At 62.3% G+C, this 21691-nt stretch carries 17 protein-coding genes; 11 read left to right on the top strand and 6 right to left on the bottom strand.

Going from position 1 to position 21691, the window contains the following annotated elements; translation table 11 throughout:
* Positions 1 to 6: 6 nt before the first annotated feature.
* The 4 genes from HRU71_02865 (at position 7) to HRU71_02850 (ending at position 3985) form a co-directional block, all read left to right on the top strand.
* A complete protein-coding gene (locus HRU71_02865; protein ID QOJ02488.1) occupies positions 7 to 816 on the top strand; it encodes a class I SAM-dependent methyltransferase in 810 nt (269 codons plus the stop codon).
* A gap of 479 nt (positions 817 to 1295) precedes the next feature.
* The gene (locus HRU71_02860; protein QOJ02487.1) at positions 1296 to 2630 is read left to right on the top strand and encodes a DNA polymerase; all 1335 of its coding nucleotides are present in this window, start codon (positions 1296 to 1298) and stop codon (positions 2628 to 2630) included.
* A 111-nt stretch (positions 2631 to 2741) separates the two neighbouring features.
* Positions 2742 to 3323: a DinB family protein gene (locus HRU71_02855; GenBank protein ID QOJ04903.1), complete on the top strand. Its 582-nt coding sequence runs from the start codon at positions 2742 to 2744 to the stop codon at positions 3321 to 3323.
* Positions 3324 to 3397: 74 nt separating this feature from the next.
* Positions 3398 to 3985 (top strand): leucyl/phenylalanyl-tRNA--protein transferase, encoded by a 588-nt coding sequence (locus tag HRU71_02850; GenBank protein ID QOJ02486.1) that lies wholly within the window; start codon positions 3398 to 3400, stop codon positions 3983 to 3985.
* A 134-nt stretch (positions 3986 to 4119) separates the two neighbouring features.
* Here HRU71_02850 and HRU71_02845 read toward each other — a convergent pair whose 3' ends face one another.
* From HRU71_02845 to HRU71_02830, 4 genes are all read right to left on the bottom strand, one after another.
* A complete protein-coding gene (locus tag HRU71_02845) occupies positions 4120 to 4416 on the bottom strand; it encodes an HU family DNA-binding protein (protein QOJ02485.1) in 297 nt (98 codons plus the stop codon).
* A 295-nt stretch (positions 4417 to 4711) separates the two neighbouring features.
* Positions 4712 to 6208: a hypothetical protein gene (locus HRU71_02840; protein ID QOJ02484.1), complete on the bottom strand. Its 1497-nt coding sequence runs from the start codon at positions 6206 to 6208 to the stop codon at positions 4712 to 4714.
* A 333-nt stretch (positions 6209 to 6541) separates the two neighbouring features.
* On the bottom strand, positions 6542 to 8275 hold the full coding sequence (locus HRU71_02835; protein ID QOJ02483.1) for a glycosyltransferase family 39 protein: 1734 nt from the start codon (positions 8273 to 8275) through the stop codon (positions 6542 to 6544).
* Positions 8276 to 8345: 70 nt separating this feature from the next.
* Positions 8346 to 9101, bottom strand: a complete 756-nt coding sequence (locus tag HRU71_02830) for a hypothetical protein (protein QOJ02482.1) — start codon at positions 9099 to 9101, stop codon at positions 8346 to 8348.
* Between the two features lie 239 nt (positions 9102 to 9340).
* On the opposite strand from HRU71_02830, the gene HRU71_02825 reads away from it, so the two are divergent.
* The 7 genes from HRU71_02825 (at position 9341) to HRU71_02795 (ending at position 19946) form a co-directional block, all read left to right on the top strand.
* Positions 9341 to 10744, top strand: coding sequence for a S41 family peptidase (locus HRU71_02825; GenBank protein QOJ02481.1), 1404 nt, complete (start codon positions 9341 to 9343; stop codon positions 10742 to 10744).
* Between the two features lie 24 nt (positions 10745 to 10768).
* Positions 10769 to 11785, top strand: coding sequence for a tRNA (adenosine(37)-N6)-threonylcarbamoyltransferase complex transferase subunit TsaD (gene tsaD / locus HRU71_02820; protein QOJ02480.1), 1017 nt, complete (start codon positions 10769 to 10771; stop codon positions 11783 to 11785).
* A 262-nt stretch (positions 11786 to 12047) separates the two neighbouring features.
* Positions 12048 to 13772 (top strand): Flp pilus assembly complex ATPase component TadA, encoded by a 1725-nt coding sequence (gene tadA / locus HRU71_02815; protein ID QOJ02479.1) that lies wholly within the window; start codon positions 12048 to 12050, stop codon positions 13770 to 13772.
* A gap of 55 nt (positions 13773 to 13827) precedes the next feature.
* The gene (locus tag HRU71_02810) at positions 13828 to 14970 is read left to right on the top strand and encodes a type IV pilus twitching motility protein PilT (protein QOJ02478.1); all 1143 of its coding nucleotides are present in this window, start codon (positions 13828 to 13830) and stop codon (positions 14968 to 14970) included.
* A gap of 73 nt (positions 14971 to 15043) precedes the next feature.
* Complete coding sequence (gene tadA, locus HRU71_02805; protein QOJ02477.1) at positions 15044 to 16795, top strand: Flp pilus assembly complex ATPase component TadA; 1752 nt, start codon at positions 15044 to 15046, stop codon at positions 16793 to 16795.
* Positions 16796 to 17202: 407 nt separating this feature from the next.
* The gene (locus HRU71_02800; GenBank protein ID QOJ02476.1) at positions 17203 to 17820 is read left to right on the top strand and encodes a sigma-70 family RNA polymerase sigma factor; all 618 of its coding nucleotides are present in this window, start codon (positions 17203 to 17205) and stop codon (positions 17818 to 17820) included.
* A 152-nt stretch (positions 17821 to 17972) separates the two neighbouring features.
* Complete coding sequence (locus HRU71_02795) at positions 17973 to 19946, top strand: O-antigen ligase C-terminal domain-containing protein (GenBank protein ID QOJ02475.1); 1974 nt, start codon at positions 17973 to 17975, stop codon at positions 19944 to 19946.
* Here the strand turns inward: HRU71_02795 and HRU71_02790 are convergent.
* Positions 19943 to 20527: a hypothetical protein gene (locus HRU71_02790; GenBank protein QOJ02474.1), complete on the bottom strand. Its 585-nt coding sequence runs from the start codon at positions 20525 to 20527 to the stop codon at positions 19943 to 19945. The genes HRU71_02795 and HRU71_02790 overlap by 4 nt on opposite strands.
* A gap of 521 nt (positions 20528 to 21048) precedes the next feature.
* The gene (locus HRU71_02785) at positions 21049 to 21480 is read right to left on the bottom strand and encodes a hypothetical protein (protein ID QOJ02473.1); all 432 of its coding nucleotides are present in this window, start codon (positions 21478 to 21480) and stop codon (positions 21049 to 21051) included.
* Positions 21481 to 21691 lie beyond the last annotated feature (211 nt).

Below are 21691 nucleotides of genomic sequence, written 5' to 3'. Positions count from 1 at the left end.
GCTTCAATGCCCGAATTCATCGACCTGTTCTCCCATCACGCCGCGCTGTATGCGCAGGCTCGGCCGCACTATCCGCCGGAGTTGTTCGACTATCTCGCGGGCCTGTGCGCCGCGCGGTCGCTCGCATGGGATGTCGGCACGGGCAACGGGCAGGCGGCCGTCGCGCTGGCGGCGCACTTCGAGCGAGTGATCGCCACCGATGCCAGCGCCGAGCAGCTTAGGCACGCCGCGCCGCACCCGCGCGTGATGTATCACGTCGCGACGGCCGAAGACCCGGCCCTCGTCGCTGCGAACGGAAAGGTCCAGCCCGCGAGCGTCGATCTGGTGACGATCGCGCAGGCCATTCACTGGATGAACTTCGATGCGTTCTACGCCAACGTGCGCCGAGCGGTCCGGCCCGGCGGCATCATTGCGGCCTGGTGCTACACGCTGCCGCGGGTCGATGGGCGAGTCGATCAACTCATTGACCGGTTCTGCTACGACGTGGTGGGGTCCTGCTGGGAGTCTCGCCGGCAATACGTGGAAGACCGACTGGAGAAGATTCCGTTTCCGTTTACGGAGATACGCAGCTCGCCACGCGACCATCCGATCTGCGATCGTCATGGTGTGCATTCGCCTTTCGCCTGTCGCAGCGATTGGACGCTGATGGAGTATCTCGCGTACATCGAATCCTGGTCCGCCGTGCAGAAGTACCGCCGGGACCGGGGGAGTGATCCGTTGGAGTTGGTTCGCCATGAGCTTTCGCGTGCATGGGGCAATGCCGCGGCGCGCCGCACGGTGTGGTCGCCGATTTATCTGCGCGTTGGGCGTGTTTGATTTCTACCAGGCGCCGTTTCTGCGTCACTCATCGTTTCAATGCCGAAAAGGAAGGCGCTCGCAAACCGTGCACGTCCCATCGGGCGTTGCTACGGGAATGCGAAGCGGCCGGCTGCTTTTATTGCCTTGCTTTCATTTCGCCGAATGAACTCACGCCCTGCATCGACGAAGACCAGGCGGCCTTGTGCTCCCCGGTTCGAAATCGATCCGGTCGTTGACGTTCAATCCGGCTTGTCTATTACAACCGGCTGTTTATTCGGAATGGATATATTGGTTGAGATCGTTGCATTGACTTGAGCAACTCGTCGCGGTCTGGGCGAGAAGCCTTGAGCCTTTCTCGGATCCCGTGCCGGCTGGAACCGTTGTAAGCGCTTGGGCCGCATGGATTAAGCGAGAAGGCTTTGCCTGCGCTTGAAGTTAGGTATATGTTAGGGTATCATGCGGCGGTCATTCGGACCCTCCGGACACAAAGGCCAGGCATGTCACTGAAAGTTCTGTTTGTGGATATGAACGCGTACTTCGCGTCCGTCGAGCAGCAGTATCGGCCGGAGTTGCGCGGCCGGCCCGTCGCGGTCGTGCCGCTGCGCGCCGAGACGACGTTCTGCATCGCCGCGAGCTACGAAGCCAAGGCGTTCGGGGTGAAGACCGGCACGGCGGTGTTCGAGGCGCGGCGGATGTGCCCCGGCATCGTGTTCGTGGAGGCGCGTCACGAGTTGTATGTCCATGTTCATCTCGCCATTCTCGGCGCCGTGGATTCCTGCGTGCCGATTCATCGCGTGCTTTCCATCGACGAGATGGCCTGTCATCTGTCGAGCACCGATCGTTCCGCCGATCGCGCCACGCAGAAGGGCTTACAGATCAAGGAGGCCATTCGTCAGCGGGCCGGCGATTTCCTGCGATGTTCGATCGGCATCGCGCCGAACGCGTTTCTCGCCAAGGTCGCCGGCGATATGAAAAAACCGGACGGCCTCACGCTCATCGACTCGCACGATCTGCCGTATAAACTTTACCCGTTGGCGTTGTCGGATTTCCCCGGGATCGGCCGCCGGATGCTCCCCCGATTTCTCCGGCGCGGCATCACGACGGTTCAGCAGCTCTGCGCTCTGTCAAGCGATGACCTAGAACGCATCTGGGGCGGAATCGTCGGGCGAAATTTCTGGCTCGCGTTGCACGGGCACGATGTTCCCGAGCCGCCGACGCGACGCCGAACGGTCGGCCACTCTCATGTGCTGCCGCCCAAGCTGCGCACCGAGCTCGGCGCGCAGGGTGTGCTGATGCGCCTGCTGTGCAAGGCCGCGGCGCGCCTGCGGCGGCTGGGATACTGGGCGGGCCGGCTGGATGTGCATGTGTCGTTTCGTCACGGCGGCGGCTGGCATCGGTGGACGCACCTGAACCAGTGCCAGGATACCAGCTCGATGCTGGATGCGTTCCTATCGCTGTGGGCGCGGCGGCGGTTGGTCGGTCAGCCGTTCAAGGTGGGGTTGACCTTGAGCGATCTGATGTCGAATCGATCGGCGACGCAGCCGTTGTTCGCGGAGCAGCAGCGGCGGGTGGCGCTCTCGCATGTGATGGATCGCATCAACGGACGGTACGGGCGCGACGCGGTGCACATGGCGACGATTCACGAGTTTCTCGATACCGCGCCGACGCGCATCGCATTTTCCAATGTGCCGGACATCCACGACGCGATGAACTGGGATCGTGATGACGGCGATCCGTGGCGCACCGCTCCGGTCTGGACGCCCCCGCCGCCGGCGCGGTATGAACCGGAGGCGGAGGAAGGGAACGGATCGGACGTGTCCGTTGAGATTTGATTGGACACGACGCATCGGAGAACAGAGTGTGAGACGTGCACCAGGGGGTAGAACAGGAATCCATTCAAGCCCAATCGGCATTGACCACAGGTGAGCGCTTTTGCCATGCCCATGAACTACGACCTCTCCCACGCCCTCGAAATCCTCCAGCGCACTCCGCGCGTCCTGCGCGCCTGGCTCGACGGCTTGAGTCGCGAGTGGACGCACACAAACTACGGCGAGGGCACGTTCACGCCGTACGATGTCATCGGCCATCTCATTCACGGGGAGCGGACCGACTGGATCGTCCGCGCGAGGATCCTTCTCGAGCACGGCCCCGCGCGACCGTTCGATGCGTACGATCGATATGCCCAGTTCGAGGAATCGCGCGGCAAGTCGCTATCGCAACTGCTGGACGAGTTTGAGCGATTGCGGAAGGAAAACATCGCGGCGCTGCGGGCGATGGCGCCGACGGCCGAGCAGCTTGCCGCGCGCGGCACGCACCCGCGGCTGGGCAGCGTGACGCTCGAAAACCTGCTGGCGACGTGGGTGGCGCACGATCTGAATCACATGGCCCAGATCGCCAAGTGCATGGCGACGCAATACGTCGCGGCAGTTGGCCCGTGGCGGCAATACCTGACGATCCTACAGACACCGGTGACGGCGATGGACGACGATGGCCAAAGGCGGGCGAAGGCGGCGCGGGGGGAGTGAGGACCATGGGGTGCGTGCGACGGACCTTTACGTCTCTGCATGCAAATCGGCGATGAGGGTATGATGGAGCCAACATGTCGCGCGGGCCGAAACTAACGGCGGATCTGTTGCTGACCACCTATGCGCAGGGGATCTTCCCAATGGGCGTGGGCGGGCGGATTGGGTGGTTCTGTCCCGATCCGCGGGCGATCCTGCCGTTGGAGCGGTTTCGGCCGTCGAAGTCGCTAATGCAGACGGTTCGCAGCGGTCGGTATGAGATTCGCATTGACACGGCGTTCGAAGAGGTGATGCGCGGTTGCGCGGCCCGCGAGGAGGGGAGCTGGATCAATCCGCGGATAGTCGAGGTCTACTGCGAGCTGTTTGATCGCGGCTACGGGCACAGCGTGGAAGCCTGGCGCGAGGGGCAATTGTGCGGCGGGTTGTATGGCGTGGCGTTGGGGGGCGTGTTCTTCGGCGAGAGCATGTTTCATCGGGCGCGGGACGCGAGCAAGGCGGCGCTGGTGGCGCTGGTGGATCGGATGAAGGCGCGGGGGTTCACGTTGCTGGACATTCAGTATCTGACGCCGCACCTGGAGCGTTTCGGGGCGGTGGAGATTCCGCACGCGCGGTTCATGGAATTGCTGCGCGCAGCGTTGCGCGCGTCGGCACGTTTCACGGATTGAAAGATCACTCGCGCATGGAAAACGCCCGCCGGTGCGGATCGCATCTCGACGGGCGTATCTCATTCGTTCGTGCGGCCGGAGCGATGCGCGCGGGTTTGTCGCGCGGAGCGCAGGCCGCCGAGTGCGATCGGCGGTTACTTCTTGCCGGTGAGGATGGCTTCCTTGGCGGCCTTGGCCACGCGAAACTTGACAACTTTCTTAGCGGGGATCTTGATCGCCTCGCCGGTGGCCGGGTTGCGACCCATCCGCGCCTTGCGGTTGACCAGGACAAGCTTGCCGATGCCCGGCAGGGTGAAGCTGTTCTTGGCCTGCTTGTAGGCCGTGTCCACCAGCGAATCCATGAAGGCGATGACCTGCTTGCGCGTCATCTCGTTCTTCTCGGCGAGGTGGCTGATCAGGGCTGACTTGCTCATGCTTTTTGCGTTTGCCATCGTGACTCCTTTTACGTAGCAATGCGGTGTCAAAGGCCGCGACCATGCGGCCCTGTGGGCGCAAGCCTAAACCCGAACAGGGGAATTCACAAGCAAAAATAGCAGAAATTGACGCGACCCCTTCAGCCCGGTCCGGCGCGGCGTTGCGATTGACTTGGTCGGCAACCGTGACCGGCGCAAAAAAAGGCCCGCGGTCGATGAAGACCACGGGCCTGGGTTGAACGTCACAGGGTTGATCCGCCGCGGAATCCGTCCGGCCCTGGGCCGCCGATTCAGCACGGCAAGCGAATCTGCCTTAGCAGCCGTTGCCGGCCAGCAGCAGATTGACGAATTCATCAACGTCGTCGCTGTTCAGCGCGCCGCTGATTGGCGGGGCCGTTTGCGCACAGGAGCCGACCCCCATCGCGCCGATGTACATTTGCGTGAAATCGGCGATGTCACCGCCGTCAACCTTGCTATCGCCGTTGACGTCACCGGGGCAGGCACAGCTCGGCACGCTGGGCACGACGGTGGACGCCTGAAGCGTCTGGGCACCGGGCTTGAACTGAACCAGCGTGGCGTTGCCGGAAGTCGGAGCGACGTTGGCGTCGAACCGGAAGTTGTAGAGCGTGCCCCAGCGGAGGGCGTTGGCGTTGGGGTTCTGGGCGTAGGTGTGCGCACAGGCCCACGTCACCGATCCGCCGGAAAAGACGCCAGTCCAGTCGGTTCCGTCGCGGTTGACCCAGCTTTCGCCGTCGCCGTCGTTGTACTCGACATCGTGGAAGCCGATGTTGGTGACGGTCGTGCCCGGATCGACGGGGATGCTGAACGAGTAAACCGAGCGATCGGAGTTGAGGTTGTGTACCGCGTACTCGTAGTGCCAGATGCCGCCGCCCAGATCGGTGGCCTGTGCGCCGATGATGACGCGCGCGACGGTCAGATCCGGGTCGGCGTTGGCGTCTTCGGGCGTCGTCACGTTCGTGATCGTGACGGTGGGATCAAACGCTTTCCAGGCCATGATGGCCGGCTGCTGGCGCTGGGTTTCGGTGTTGGGGTTTGATCCGAAATAACCGAACGTACTACCGTTGTATGAGACTTGGCGATAGGAGGCGTTGTTGTTCTTGTTGCCGGCCTCGGCATCATCCGGAGAGACATACTGCCCTTCAACATAAAAGCGAACCGGTCCGAGCTGATCGGTCGCGACCTCGAGATCAGAAAGCCGGACGCGCAGTCGTCGAGCCACATTTCCGGAGAAACCCGGCGCGTTGGACGGATGCGTGTGGGCGCCGGTGGTGGCGTTGACCGCCCACTTGGGGCCGGCACTGCTCTGTCCGCCGTTTCGGCTGGCGGTGTACGGATCGGAGCAGCCGATCCCGAGCCGCGAGCTGGTGCCGGATGGTTGGCAGTTCGAGCAGCAGGCGGTTTGCTGAAGCGCAGCGAAACCGTGCTTGAGCCAGCTCTGGCCGATCTGCTCGAAGCGATAGGCGCCGTTGAATGCTTTCAGACGAAACAGGTTCTGCCCGATGACGGGGTGGGTTAATGCGGGCGATGCATCCCAGCGTAGCTGTGCGTTACCCAGGTTGCAGGAGGTCGTTCCGACGGACAGCGCATCGTATGTTCCGTCGGCGGTGTAATTGGTAATTTCCTGGCCGCTCTGAATCTGGCCGAGCGTGCCGACGATGACATCCGGACCGTTGGACTGCTGGCCCGATCCGGGGCAGCCCTGGGCGAAGACATCGTCAGGCGTCAGAATCAAAACCGTGATCGCAACGGCGACCAGCCCACCCCACATCTGTTTACAACATGACTGCATAATGACACTCCCTCAGGCGGCGCTGAAGGGCCGCTCTCCATGTTCGCGGGCACGACCATGTGTCCGCGTGCTACCCGGGTTAAATGGAACACCCACCTCCAGCGGGATCCACGAGGTTTGCATTGTTAAGGATACCACGAATCGCAGGTCCATGTCTACGCGGCAAGGCCGAAAATATGCCTGCCCGCCACGTCGAAGGGGGAGCTTCGGTGCATGGCTGCACCGGCCCGAATCAGCCGAAATGGGGGCAGCCGGCCGAGATCCGCTCCGAGCCTTTGCACGCAGCACCGTAGAGGGCCATCAAGGGTCTGTTAGAAATTACGCAGTGCGCATCTAAGGTTTTTGGGTGTTTTCAAGCTTATCCCGGCGACCGTACACCCAGGCCACTTCGATCGGCCCGCGCCGAACCGCATGGGCAACCGTGAATTGAGCTTCGAGCAGCGCGGCGGGGGGCCAGTCAGGTGGACGATCGCCGTAGCCCAGCCGATTGTTAATGTGCAGGAGGATCCAATCGGCGTGCTGGACATCGGGTTGCGGGGGCAGCTTGTCGGATTCTTCGGTCAGCCCGCGGGGCGTGAGTTGAATTGATCGGGGCAGCGATTCGAGAGTTTTTCGCACGATGCGATCTTCCCAGAGGAAGCTTACGACGCGGTCGGTGGGTCGAACGGCGTTATTCGTGGCGCACCATTGAAGCAGTTCTTCCACGCCGTCGCTGGGCGTCTGGATGAGATTGCGATAGCCGCGTGCCTCGCGGCCCATCCAACGATCTCCGACGCGGTCGTAGCCATACAGATGAAAGTATGGATAAGCCGTCGCGACGCGGAAGCCAAGATGAACGAGGCACACGCCGAACAGGGTCACCGCAAGGGCCGATGCCGTCGTGCTGCGCTGCCTAAGTCGGCGGACCAGCTCGACGGCGAAGGCGGCCGTGAGAACGACCATCATCGGGTATACGCCCATGAGGTAGAACGTCTGCCGCAGCGGTAGGAAGCAGATCAAGACGATGTAGAAAATGATGGCGATGATGCAGGGGCGCCAGCGGCCGTCGGAACGCTCGACAAAGGCTGCGTAGGGCAGGGCGATCGCCGTCAGCAGCCCGAAGGGGATGGAGAGCTTGATGAGGACAATACCGGTGTAAAGTCGCAGGTGATCGCTCCAGAGCGCCAGCGGGACGGTGTTGTCCCATCGAAGTGTTCTGCGGGCGATTTCACGGAGGATTTCGTGCGAGGTCAGGTGGACGGGCATGACCGCACCAAAGGTCAGCCCGGCAAGCATGATCGCCGCAACGAGGCGGACAAGCGGAGCCGTCGGCAGCATCGGACGTCGAAATAAGGCATTTGCAGCAACGAGCAGCCATGCGGCGGCGGCGACGCTCCAGGCGGCGACCGCTCGATCGCGCGAACCCACGGCGAGAAAGGCTGCACAGAGCGAGGCGGCGAGGCCGGCCGCGAGGGATCCAGCCAGCCAGGGATCCATTGTGCGTGGCGAGGCGGAATCGCCGGGGTTTGGCGATGATTGCCGGGGTGCGCGGGTGGAAGTCGCCAGGACGACGAAGACGGGGACGAGAAAGATCGCGAAAAGCTTCGCGCCAATTGCAAGTCCAAGCAGGACACCGGCGAGGAGCCAGCGTGATGGTGTCGGATGGCGAAGGTCGTGTAGGTAGGCGAGCAGCGCGGCGACCACCGCGCAGGAAAAGGCGATGTCTCCCTCGGTCATGGCGATCCGCGAAAAGGAGAGAAAGTAGGGCGAGGCTGCGAGCAACGTCGCCGCGAGCAGGGCGGTCCAGCCGCCGAAGAGCAGATGCGCCAGCGCGGCCGAGAGGACGATGGTGAGGCCGCCGAGGACGAGGCTGACATCGCGACAGAGTTGTAAATCCGAGCGGCCGGTGAGCTTCATGGCCGCGGCGCAGAGGTACATCGGGAGGCGGGTCTGTGAGGCGTCGAGCGCGGGGGATTCGCCGCGGAGCGGTTCGTCGCGCAAGGCGACGGCGATGTCGTGATCGACCTGTTCATCCCAGAGGGTTTCGAGTCGGACGGCGGAGGATCGCGCGAGCAGCATCGCAGCCATCGCGACGATCGCAGCGTAGATCAGGCACGTTCGACGGGAAGGAGCGTCCGCCATCGTCACCCGGAAACGGCTAGGGTTGCGAAGCAATGGCCTGGGCCAGGGGGTTGACCACGAGCGGCACGATTTTCTCGCTGACCCATTCCTCGGCGCGCAGGGTCAGCTGTCGATGAACGTCAAGCAGCGATTCGCCCTCGGTGAACCCCCAGTATTTTCGCACGGTGAGGAAGACGCCCAGTGGCTGCTGCTCGAACTGCTGCGTGCGCACCTCGTAGGTCGAGGTACGACTTTTGATTTCCAAGTAGACTTGCGTATCGCAATTCTCGCTGATGGCGATGCCGAGAAAGGGCTGGGCGTCGATCACCTGCGCCGCGGCGTCCTGGGTGACGAGACCTGCGAGCGGTCCTTCGGAGAAGAAGGTGTCGGCGATCAACTGATCATGATTGCCGCGAAATTCCAGATCGAAGCCGTAGACGACCTCGAGATGATCGTAGTCAAGTTCGCCGAGGGTCAGATGATACGGGGCCATTTTCAGGACGACTTGCCCGAAGTGCTCGGCGTCGTGGGTCGTGTTGGGATTAAACTGCCCCAGGCGCAGCGCGGACTCGTCGAGCCGCAGCCAGCGTCGCGCGCCGTCGACGGATTCGTCTTCTTCGAGCAGCAAGGTGCCGTCCTCCCGGCGGCGCAATTTGCGCAGCGTGGGGAACTCGCGCTTGACGCTGTCAAAAAAATGGAGCACGGTTTCGCGCTCCAGGGCCAGATCGAGTTTGAGGAATAATCGCGAAGCGATATGAAAATCGTCGCAATTGGCACCGAACGCTGCGCTCATGGCTCCATCCTCCCGAGCGGCGGGCCGCCCATAGACGCTTCCATTATGCCGGCGTGGTTGCTCACGGGCAACCTGGGCCGCATGTGGCGGACACGCCGCCTCGGTGTGCCCGCGTGAACCCTGTTTCTTGACGATCCGTCTGACCAGTGGAACAATGGCGTGGCGGTTCCAATCGGGTCGGCGTGCGTTGCGTGAATGACTGGCCGGGTTTGATGCAGGCCCGCCCGGCGTGAACACCTATGCCCAAACGAAATGTCGCGTGGATTCTGGTGATTGCGGTCATCACGCTGCTGATGTGGCAGCTTCCCCAGAAGATCGCCGAGCGTGACGTGATCTATCGCGCGTTCGGCCCGCTGGCCGACGCGCGGGCGCAGATTCACAAGCGCCACGTCAACGTGACGGATGACGACGAACTGGTGCGCGCCGCGGTCGATGCGGGCCTCCGCGCGATGGTCGCGCAGCTTCATGATTCCCACGCCATCTACTTGAGCCAATCCGAATACGAGCGCTTTCGCAGCCGGACCGACGGCGTGTTCGGCGGCATCGGCGTCGATGTCTGGTTGACGCCGGCGGGCCTGGAAGTGTTGAGCCGGGACCCGAATTCGCCCGCGGCCCAGGCGGGCATTCTGCCGGGCGACATCATCACGCACATCGACGGCCATGCCGCCAACGCGTTGACGCTGGTGGATGCGGTGAACAACCTGCTCAACGGACCGCCCGATACGGAGGCGGAGTTGACAATCGTTCGCCCGACGGACTCGGTGGCGAAGCCGCCGCATGTGATGAAGGTTCGCCGCACCGAGATTCATGTGGATTCGATCCGCGGATGGCTCCGACAGGGTGCGGGGGGGTGGAATTACGTACTGGATCCGGTTGAGCGCGTAGCGTATGTTCGGTTGACCAAGTTCACGCAGGATGTCGACGAGCGGCTGGACAGCGTGATGGCGGGCCTGCTTCAGCAGGGGTTGCGTGGGCTGATTCTCGATTTGCGTGATAACACGGGCGGCTTGCTGGACAGCGCGCGCGAGACGGCGGACCGATTCCTGGACGCGGGGCTGATCGTGCGCACCGGCGGCCGCCGCGTGGACGACAAGCAGTGGTTCGCGATGCGCGACGGGACGTACCCGGCCTTTCCGATGGTGGTGTTGATCAATGGTTCGACGGCGAGCGCGGCCGAGATCGTGGCGGGGGCGCTGCGTGATCATCGGCGAGCGCTCGTGGTCGGCGAGCGCAGTTACGGCAAGGGCAGCGTGCAGGAGGTCGTGGAGCTGGACAACAACTGCGGCGCGATCAAGTTGACGACATCGTACTATTTTCTCCCGAGCGGGCAGTGCATCGATCGCACGTTTCGCTCCGGTTCGAAGGATGCCTGGGGCGTGATGCCGACCGTGGAAGTCGTGCTGTCGGATCGCCAGCGGAAGAAGTGCGTCGATGCCTGGCGCGAAGTCACGCGCGAACTGGTGCCGCCCGCCTCGCAGCCCGCGACCCAGCCAACCTCCGAAACCGTTGACGCGGCTGCCGCGAGCAAGCGGCTGCTCGAAGCCGACCTCCAATTGAAGAAGGGTTACGAATTGTTGCTGGAGCGACTGGCCTCCGGCGTGCCGGCTGAAAGCCCCGCGACGACGCAGCCCGGAGCGAACTGACGCAATTGAGGGCGCCGCGCCGAGATGGGCATGATTCTGGGGATTGAAACATCGTGCGATGAAACGGCCGCCGCCGTCGTGGCGGACGGGCGCGAGGTTCGATCAAACCTGATCGCCACGCAATACGATCTCCACGCCAAGTATGGCGGCGTCGTGCCGGAGCTGGCGTCGCGCGCCCACCTTGAACAACTCGACGCCTTGATTCGCGAAGCCCTTGCGGCGGCGGGCGTGACGCCGGCCGATCTCGACGGCATCGCGGTGACGGCGCGACCGGGGCTGATCGGCTGCCTGTTGATCGGCGTGACGGCGGCCAAGGCGCTGGCGTGGGCCTGGGGCAAGCCGCTCATCGGGGTGGACCACCTCGAAGCGCATGCGACCAGCGCGGCGATCTTGCCGGATCACGATCCGTGGCCGGCGGTCTCGTTGGTCGTATCGGGCGGACATACGTCGTTGTTTCGGGTGGAGGACGTGGAACGCATCACGCTGCTGGGCGCGACGGTGGATGATGCGGCGGGCGAGGCGTTCGACAAGGTGGCGAGCATCCTCAAGCTGGGGTATCCCGGCGGGCCGGTGGTGGATCGGCGAGCGCGGCTGGGTGATCCGGAGCGCGTGCGGTTTCCGCGGTCCATGCCGGGAGACGGGCTGGATTTCTCGTTCAGCGGTTTGAAGACGGCGGTCTTGTATCACGTCCACGGCCCGGGCCGCACCTTCGGTGGGCTGGAGCGGATTAGCGAACAGGACGTGAATGACGTTTGCGCGGCGTTCTCGGCGGCGGCGGTGGACGTGCTCGTGGATCGTTCGATGCAGGCCCTGGAGCGGACTGGCCTGCGTACGCTGCTCGTGGGCGGCGGCGTGGCGGCGAATTCGATGCTTCGTGTCCGGCTGGAGCAGCGATGCCGGGAGCGCGGCGTGACGCTCCATGTGACGCCGCCGGCGTACTGCACCGACAACGCGGCGATGATTGCGGCGCTGGGACATCGGCTCCTGAAACGCGGACGACGGGACGACTTCCGCCTGACCGCGTCGGCACGCCGCGACTGACAGCAAGCGCGGCGGCCAAGCGGTGTAAGCGGTTGATCCGACGGAAGAGGTAACGTACAATCGAATGAGGCTGCGGCGAAGACCTTCCAGTGGGACACGGGGCGGCCGGGGTGCGAGGCAGTCCGTTGTCCGGTAGCATGGAACCAGCGGACGCAACAATGAGCGGCGTAAGCAGGTTGCTCATGGGTGGATGAGCGCGGCGGGCGGACGCTGCCCCGCGTCAGGGAAGACGAATCAGACCGCATGCGGCGCAAACAATCGCATGGCCAAGAAGCGCAAGAAGCTCGGTGAGATTCTCCAGGAACAGGGGTTGGTGTCGCGCGACGACGCCGATCGTGCCGCCCTGTACGCGAGCAACAACCAGAAGCGCATCGGCGAGGCGATGATCGAATTGGAAATCGCCTCCGAGGATGACGTTTACAAAGCCCTCGCGACCCAGCATGGCCTGGAGTACGTCGAAATCACCAAGGGACTGATCCCGCCCGAAGTGCTGGCCCTGGTGCCGGACAAGATCTGCAAGCACAACCTGATCCTGCCGTTGGCGAGCGAGAACGGTCACATGAAGGTGATCATTCACGATCCGCTCGATCTTGACACGTTGGACATGCTTCGGTTTCGGCTGGGCGTGAGCGAAGTGATCCCGGTCATCTCGCCCAAATCGCGTATCAAGGCGTACATCGAAAAGTACCTCTCCGGCGCGGAGCGTTCGCTGGATGAGTTGTCGCGCAGCATGGACGCCTCGGTCGATGCCTCGCTCGATCAGGACGCGCGCGGCGTCAAGAAGTCGACGGCGACCGAGGAAGACCCGGACGCACCGATCATCAAGCTCATCAACATGATGATCAGCGAGGCGGTGCGCACCCGGGCGAGCGATATTCACGTCGAGCCGATGAGTGATCGCGTGCGCGTGCGCTATCGTATCGACGGGGTATGTCTTGAGCGCGAGAACGTGCCGAAGCGCCTGCAAAACGCCGTGACGACCCGCTTGAAGATCATGGCCGGTGTCGATATTGCCGAGAAGCGCGTGCCGCAGGACGGACGCATCAAGATGCGCATCGGCGGAAAGGACATCGACTTTCGCGTGAGCTGCTGCCCGGCGGTCCACGGCGAGTCGATCGTGCTTCGTATCCTGCGGCCCGATTCCGCCGCGGTCGGTGTGCAGCAATTGGGTTTTGAGGCCGACGACTACGAGCGTTTCACGAAGATCATCTCCCGGCCCAACGGCATGTTCCTGGTCACCGGTCCGACGGGTTCGGGCAAGACGACCACGCTGTACGCCGCGTTGCAGGAATTGAACCGGCCCGACAAGAAAATCATCACCGCCGAGGATCCGGTCGAGTATGTGTTCCCCGGCATGAACCAGTGCCAGGTGCGCGAGGACATCGGGCTGGGTTTCGACAAGATTCTGCGCTCCATGCTGCGCCAGGCGCCGAACATCATCCTGGTCGGAGAAATCCGCGATCTGTCGGTCGGTGAGATCGCCGTGCAGGCGGCCCTGACCGGACACCTCGTGTTCTCAACGCTGCACACCAACGACGCGCCCAGCGCTCTGACGCGTCTGATCGACATGGGCATCAAGCCCTTCCTGATCGCAAGCAGCGTGCAGGCGATCATGGCCCAGCGCCTGGTTCGCATTCTGTGCAAAGAGTGCCGCCAGCCCGATACGAATCCGGACCCCATTCAGCTCAAACTCTGCGGCTTCAAGCCCGAGCAGCTTGAAGGCAAGACGATCTATCGTCCCGGCGGCTGCTCGGCATGCAACAACACGGGTTACCGCGGCCGGCGCGGCATCTTTGAAATGCTCATCATGAACAGCGAGCTGCGTGAGCTGGCGTTCAATCGGGCCTCGGTCACACAGGTACGCCGCGCGGCCAAGGCCACGGGCATGCGCACGCTGCTGGAAGACGGCCAGCGGAAGATTCTCGCCGGCGCGACCTCCATCGAGGAAATTCTGCGCATCGCACAGGACGAAGTCGGTGGCGTCTGACAGGGTTGAGTTAGCAAACAGGCATCAACGCGGGTGACGGACCCGGTAGGCATCCATGGCAACGATTCACATTGACCGTTTGTTGGAGACCTGCATCAAAAAGGGCGGGTCGGACATTCACATTTCCGTCGGGCGACCGCCGGTGATCCGTCTGCACGGCCGCCTGCGCCAGCTTGAGACGAAAGTGCTGGAGCCGGAGGACTGCGTCGCCCTGATGAAGTCCATCACGCCCGACCGCAATCAACAGGAATTGCAGGAAGAGGGCGGGACGGACTTCGGCTTTGCCTTCGGCGATGCGGGCCGCTTCCGCGTTGCGGTCTTTCGGCAAAAAGGCAACATCTCCATCGTTCTGCGGCTGATCCCCAGCCGGTTTCTGTCGTTTGAGGAAATCGGCCTGCCGCCCATCTGCCGCGCTCTCTGCCGTCGGCCGCGCGGGCTGTTTCTGGTCACCGGTCCGACGGGTTCGGGCAAGACGACCACGCTGGCGTCCATGTTGAATTACATCAACAACGAAATGGACCGCCACATCGTGACGGTTGAAGACCCGATCGAGTATTACCACCAGCACAAGAAGAGCCTGATCAACCAGCGCGAAGTCGGGAACGACGTGCCAAGCTTCGCCGAGGCGCTCCGCCGCGTGCTGCGACAGGACCCGGACGTCATCCTCGTCGGTGAAATGCGCGATCTGGAAACAATCTCCAACGCCATCCTCGCCGCCGAAACCGGCCACTTGGTCTTTTCCACGCTGCATACCACGGGCTGCCAGGGAACGGTGAATCGTATCATCGATGCTTTCCCGCATGAGCAGCAGGATCAGATCCGAGTGCAGCTATCGACTTCGCTCATCGCCGTGCTTAGCCAGGCCCTCATGCCGAGGAAGCCGTCGGGCATGGTCGCGGCGTATGAATTCATGGTGGTCACGCCGGCCATCGCCAACCTGATCCGCGAGAACAAGACCTTTCGTATCGACTCGGCCATTCAAACCGGCAAGAAGTACGGAATGCAGTTGCTCGATGAGCACCTCTGGTCGCTCTACGAGCGCGGCCTGATCGAGGCCGACGAAATGCTCGACAAGGCTCGGCACGCGTCAGAGCTTCAGGAGAAGCTGGAGAAGGCCGGCAAGTTGCACGAGGCCGGAGACTCGTTGATTACAATCAAGGATGAGGCCGCTGCCGAGGGTGAAAAGGGCAAGGAATAGCAAACGGTTTTTCTGAAAGGGTTCCGCCGGCGGCCGCGCGATGCGGTCCATCCGGCGATGACGGAATGGTGATATGTCCGCTGCCGCACCTGCTCCATCGACGCGCGAATACAAAGGCCGCCTCCTGGGCCGCATCCTCATCAAGATGGGGAAGGTCAACCGCACCCAGGTGCACGAGGCGCTCGGCGTGCAGAAAACCAAGCGCGGCCCGCTCGGCCAGATTCTCATCGACCTGGGATACATCACCGAGGCCGATCTCAAGCTGGCCCTTGCCGCGCAGATCGGCATGGAGCCGATCAACCTCGATGCGATGGACGTACAGGCCGACGTGATCAAGCTTGTCCCGAACCAGATGGCCAACACGTATCGCATCATCCCCGTGGCATACGATTCGGCGTCGAACACCTTGAGCGTGGCCATCGCCTCGCCCGACAACTTCCAGGCGACGGACGATCTCCAGAAGCTTCTGGGGTACAACATCCGACCGATGATCGCCTCCGAGGATCAGATCACCACGGCGTTGAACCGCTACTACCCCGAAGGTTCGGCCCAGTCGATCAACGATCTGCTCACCGAGATCGGCGGCGACGCGGAGTTATCCAAGTTTCAGGGCCGCGGCGAGTCCATCGATCTCGAAGAGCTGAAGGAGCTGGTCAACGCCAACCCGGTCAAGCAACTGCTGAACCTCGTGCTTCTGCGGGCGATTCAGGATCACTCCAGCGACATCCACTTTGAGCCGTTCGAGAATGAATACAAACTTCGATATCGAATCGACGGCGTGTTGTACGAAATGGTGCCCCCGCAGCGATTTCTCGCCATGGCCATCGCCAGCCGAATCAAGGTCATGGCCAATCTTGATATCGCCGAGCGCCGCCTGCCGCAGGATGGTCGCATCAGCCTGACCGTCGCCGGCAACCCGGTTGACCTCCGCGTCGCCGTTCTGCCCACCATGTTCGGCGAATCGGTCGTGTTGCGTATTCTTGACCGCAGCAATGTGCAACTCGACCTCGACCGCATCGGCCTGCGCGAGGACGACCTGAACATCCTCAAACAGCTCATCAACCGGCCGCACGGTATCATCATCAACACCGGACCGACCGGTTCCGGCAAGACGACGACTCTCTACGCCTGCCTGAATCACCTGAACACGCCCGATACCAAGATCCTCACGGCCGAGGATCCGGTCGAATACGACATCGACGGCATCATTCAGTGCCAGGTGAACGTCGACACGGGCATGACGTTCGCCCGTGCCCTGCGGAGCTTCCTGCGACAGGATCCGGACGTGATCCTCGTCGGTGAAATCCGCGATCTCGAGACGGCGCAAATTGCCATCCAATCTTCGCTGACGGGACACCTCGTCTTCTCGACCCTGCACACCAACGATGCACCGTCGGCCGTTGCCCGCCTGCTCGATCTCGGCGTGGAGCCGTTTCTCATCACCGCGACGTTTGAGGCCGTCGTGGCGCAGCGCCTCGCGCGCCGCATCTGCAAAAACTGCAAACAGCCCTACACGCCGACGCCCGAACAACTTATGGAATTGCAGCTTCGCCCCGAGGACGTCGAAGGCCGCACGTTCTATTTCGGCGCCGGCTGCGACTACTGCAACGGAACCGGCTATCGCGGTCGCGTTGGTATTTTTGAGACAATGGTCTTCAACGAAGAGATTCGCGATCTGGTCATGAACAATGCCTCCACCGGCATCCTCCGCGAAGCCGCCCAGCGCAACGGCATGCGCACCCTGCGCGAAAGCGGCCTGCTGGCCATTTACGATGGCATCACGACGATTGAAGAAGTCGTGAAGGAGACGGTGCTGACGGAATGAGCCAAATCGTCGCGGCGGTGAGGCGCTCCAAGGCAGTACGATTCCGATAAAGCTCCTCCGAACCGTGGCGGATTTGAGGTTTGACGGCTTGCCGTGTATTCATCCCAGTGATCTACGTGGGATTTGGCCTGGTCCGTTCGCTTAGTCCGGTCCCCAACGTGGGTGGCGCGAGCCGTCGCGGGGTGGCCGTTGCTCTGCGGCCGGTCGTGCGTTTTCTCGGTGAATTCCGCTCGGTCAGCCATGCCATGCCCGTGCCTCTCCGGCGGCAAGCGTGCCGCGCCGACTCACGCTGAAAGCGTCGTCGATCGACACGGAACCTTTACAAATGGGGTCGAAATGGTAGAATACGCAACATGGTCCAAGGCCGTACCAGTCCGGAATTAAGCGTTGAACAATTAAGAGAGGCCATGTCTGTACGCGGGCCCGGCCTGCGCGAGTTCATCCGCACCAGGCTTCCTCCGCGATTCCGCGGGCGGGTCAGTGAAGACGACATCCTTCAGGAAGTCTGGTTCGCGGCATTCAAGCACCGCCAGAGTTTTCGGCGAGACCGCCCCGATGCACTGGATCGCTGGCTGACGTCCATTACGCAAAGTCGCCTGCTGAACACGATCAAGGCGGAGATGCGCCTCAAGCGGGGGGGGCGTGTGAACGTCATCGGTCAACAGAATCGTTATTCACGTTCGTTTGCCGGCTTGCTTGCGCGCGTTGTATCGAGCGGAAACTCGCCGAGCAAAGAGGTCGCCATCCAGGAAATGGCGGAGGCCATCCATCTGGCACTGTCAGAAATGCCCGAAGCGCGACGCCAGGCGGTCGTTTATCGCTACCTCGAGGGCAAGTCGCACGACGAGATTGCAACCCTGATGAGCCGCACCAAACCAGCGGTCAACAGCCTGATTTTCAACGGTCTGCGGCAATTGCAGCGCATTCTCGGTCCGCCTGCGAGTTTTTTGAGCGGCACCTGGCAGCGCACCGATTCTTCGCAGGCCTCGGCTTGCATACCGAACGCGACGCATGAAATCGGGTAGTTTCGTCGATAGCCGTTTGCCGGCGGTGTTAGAAGAGTTCTCCGATGCAACCATCGCCACGACCTTTCAAAACCGACCGGCGCCGGGCATCGAGTGATCCCGCGAAGCTGCTCAATGACGCATTGGCTGGAGCACGTGCCAGCGATGACGCGATGAGTTCGCTTCCCAATTCATCGAGAGGCGATCCGACGGTAACGGATCGATCCGGACCCGCGCGGATGATTGATCTGGCGGCGGTTCAGTCCGGCGGGCTTGAGGAGGCTGCCGAAGAGATTGCACGTCTTAATGAGGCGTTGACGGGTTATCAGGTATACGAGGAGCTGGCCCGGGGAGGGCAGGGAATCGTTTACCGTGCACTTCAGCACTCAACCGGCCGAATCGTGGCGCTGAAAGTCCTTCATTCCGGTCGTGAAGTGACCGCGCGGCATCTTGGTCGTTTTGCCCGCGAAATCGAGCTGGTCGCGAGATTGCGACACAACCATGTCGTGGCTGTTTATGACAGCGGCGTGGTCCTGGGTCGTCCGTTCTTCGCGATGGAATACATCGACGGGCTGTTGATCGATGACTACGTGCTTCTGAATCGGCCCACGGTGAACGAGTGCGTTGCGTTATTCGTGCGCGTCTGCCGGGCGGTGGCGAGCGTCCATCAATGCGGCGTGATTCACCGCGATCTCAAGCCGGGGAACATTCTGGTCGACCTCGACGCGAACCCACATCTGCTCGATTTTGGCTTTGCAAAATGCTTTGACGACGACGAATTGCAATCGCTTTCCGTCGCCGGCCAGGTCATCGGCACGCTGCCCTTTCTGTGCCCTGATCAGGTAAGGGACAAGAATGCCCTCGCGGACATGCGGTCCGATGTTTATGCACTGGGTGTCATCCTGTACCTGCTCTTGACAGGCGAAATGCCCTATCCGGTAAACGGTTCACCGGGCGAAGTGTGCAGAAACATCGTTGAAGCGACCCCCGGCACCCTCGAGCGCCGCTGCGAACCGGAGAGCGAATCCTGCGCGGTCGGGCCGATTTCCGCGGATCTGTCGCTCGTCGTCCTCAAGGCGCTGGCGAAGGAGCGGGAACGCCGATACCAGACCGCGGATGATTTCGCGAACGACCTGGCGCGTTACCTCGCGGGTGAGGTGGTCGAGGCCCGATCGGGTCATCGGTGGTACCTGCTTCGCAAGACGCTGCGGGCCTATCGCTGGCATGTGGCGATTTCCTCCGCCTTCGCGCTGCTGCTGATCGGCTCCCTGATCGGCATCACGGTGCTTTGGCGAAAGGCCGAACATGCCGCACGGACCGCCCAGGCAAGCCTGCAAATGGGCGCGTTGGCGCGGCTCGCAGGCATCCAGCGCGATGAAGGCCGAATTGACGATGCCATCTTGTTGTATTCACAGGCCATCGAGCTGGCAGCACAGGCCCCCGAGCGAAACATTGCCGCCAATCGCTATCTTTATACATCGCATCATGGACTCGCACAGCTGTATATACGCGATCCCAAGACGCTGGATGCCGGTCGCCGACATTGCGAGCTGGCGACTGCGCTGGCGCAGCAATTGGTGCGGGACAAACCCGAGGAAACGGAGTACCAGCGACTCCTGGCTTACTCCCTCCGCCTGGAAGGGCGCATCGCGGAGAAATCACAGAACTGGGAACGGGCAGTGAGTCGTTTCAACGAGGCCGCCGCCGCTTTTCAATCCCTGCTTCGGTTTGCGGATCCTGACAACAACCTTCCGCTTGAGTACGAAGTCGGTTTCTCCAAGCAGTTTCTAGGCGTCGCGCAGTGTCGCAGCGGAGACAGCAAGACCGGTATGGAAACCCTTCAGGATGCCCGTTGGATCCTTCAGCGGGTTTACGATCGGTACCCCCAATCCATGGATTACCTGATGGAGTTGTGCAGGACCGAAGCGCACATGGTCGAATGGCACCTGCGCAATAAGACCCCCGAGGACCATCGCATCGCCGAAGCCATGGTCCTCCCGGCGATCCATCGGCTGTCGCTCGCCATCGAGGACGGCACGGCCGCATCCCGGCTGCCCGAAGCGAAGCGGCTTCTGGAAGACTTGAAATCGCATCAGGTCCTTCTGGAGAAGCGACTTCGGGGAATGCGCAGACCGGATCCCACTTAAGTGGGATCGTCTTCTCCATCGGTCGTCTCAACCGGCTCATCTTCTCCTTCGTCAGTCGGCTCGGGTTCGCCTTCCGGCGTGAGGGCGTAGTCGAGCAGCGACGTGACCTCATAGACATTGAGGGGGGAACCGGGAGGGGGAGAGGTGCCCTCAATTCGGTATTCCAGATTGACTGTGTAGGCAGTGGCGCCGGTTGCGATACCCAGCATGAGTGGCGGATCGGCAAATTCATCGAGCGTCGGAGCCATCGGGTCGGCATGCAGGATGTGCCACAAGCCGCTGGCTGTTTGGACCACGGGGTATTCATCCAGCCATTTCGATATGGATGCACTTTCTGCATCGAATCGGGTGATCCGGATCGACCGCACTTGCCATGCGATCTCGGAGCCGAACTGCTCCACGGCGGCAAGTTCCAATCGAATTTCCGAATGCGTGGCGGAGGCACGATCGGTCGGAATCACGTGCAGTCGGTAAGTCACCGTTTGATCGGGCGGAAGATCCGCCTTCGCGGTCGGGACGACAACGCCCATTGTGATGGCAAGGGTGATTAACGCGGGAGCCGCGGCGAGGCAGCGACGCATGGGTTTCTCCTTGTGATTAACAAAGACCACCGACTTAATATCAACAGCGCGCAGCCTCTCCGGGTCGCGCGCTCCGTTTGAGCGAAGCAGCGAGCAACAAAACACGCCTATTCACGGCCGTTCCAACGGTCCCCGAAACGGTGCGCCACAGCGTGAACGCGGCCTCTTGGGCGATGGCCGGTCGGGTTGTTCCACCCACACGAGGTCTAACAACGGTTGAGTTCGCGGCGCTCACCCAGTCTACGCAGTGCGAGACGGAGTGACGTCGATTGAGTGGGTTTCAAATGGGATGAACGCGACGAAAGAAGATCTGAAAACAGATTACGAGACGCAGCCGATGCGCGCGGACCGAGAATGGTTGCCACAAGTTGCGTGCATGGTAAGTCCGTGAAAGATCGCGCGATTCAATGGCAGGGGGCGATGCAGAGACCTATCCCCTTGGGAAAAGCGCGCGGAGCGGAATGCACCGACTCAACTCGCCTGAAGCAGCCGAGCGGGGGATTGCTGCGTCCGACGGCGTGTCAGACGGGAAGCAATTGCGGCACATCGAACCGGACGGCGAAGCCGACGCGATCGTGCTGTGAGCCGGTGGCCTTGATCTCGGTGCGGATGATCGTGGCGTAGCCCAGTGACTTGTGCACCGGCGGGCTGTCGGCATTTGCGCGGTCGCTGACAACGATGCGCAGCTCGTAGCGCTGGCCGACGGCAAGGCCGTAGCCGATGGGGGCGCTGGCGTAGAGGCCGGCGTCTGAAATGTCAGTAACACGGCATCGCAGAACGTTTCGCGCGCGCACATCGCTCAGCCACAGATCGCAGGCAGCGGTACGGCGTTCGTAGTCGCGCTGGTCCAGTCGTTTTCGCTTGCGTGTGCCCAGGCCCCAGCGGTCGAGCGTCGGCGGAGTGCGAAGGTGAGGCGAACCGAGCGGAATTGGAGTGGGAAGGTTGGCAGACATGTGGGTCTCCCGAAAGCGGCCGACGTATCGGCAACTCGGCGAACAGGAACGAGCGGGCGGAATGCAGTCACAAACCGCCGCGGGCAACACCTAAGAAGCCGCGCCCGGCACTCGGGCCGGTCGCAGGTGTTCTTTCCCGCCCCCACACTCGGCATCCGCGGGGCACGAACGACCGCCGCCGATGCGTAAACTCCATGCAGTTCTTCGGTAA

The sequence above is a fragment of the Planctomycetia bacterium genome, from assembly GCA_015200345.1.
Classification (GTDB): Bacteria; Planctomycetota; Phycisphaerae; order UBA1845; family UTPLA1; genus PLA3.
This window is presented reverse-complemented; position numbering and strand designations above follow the sequence as displayed.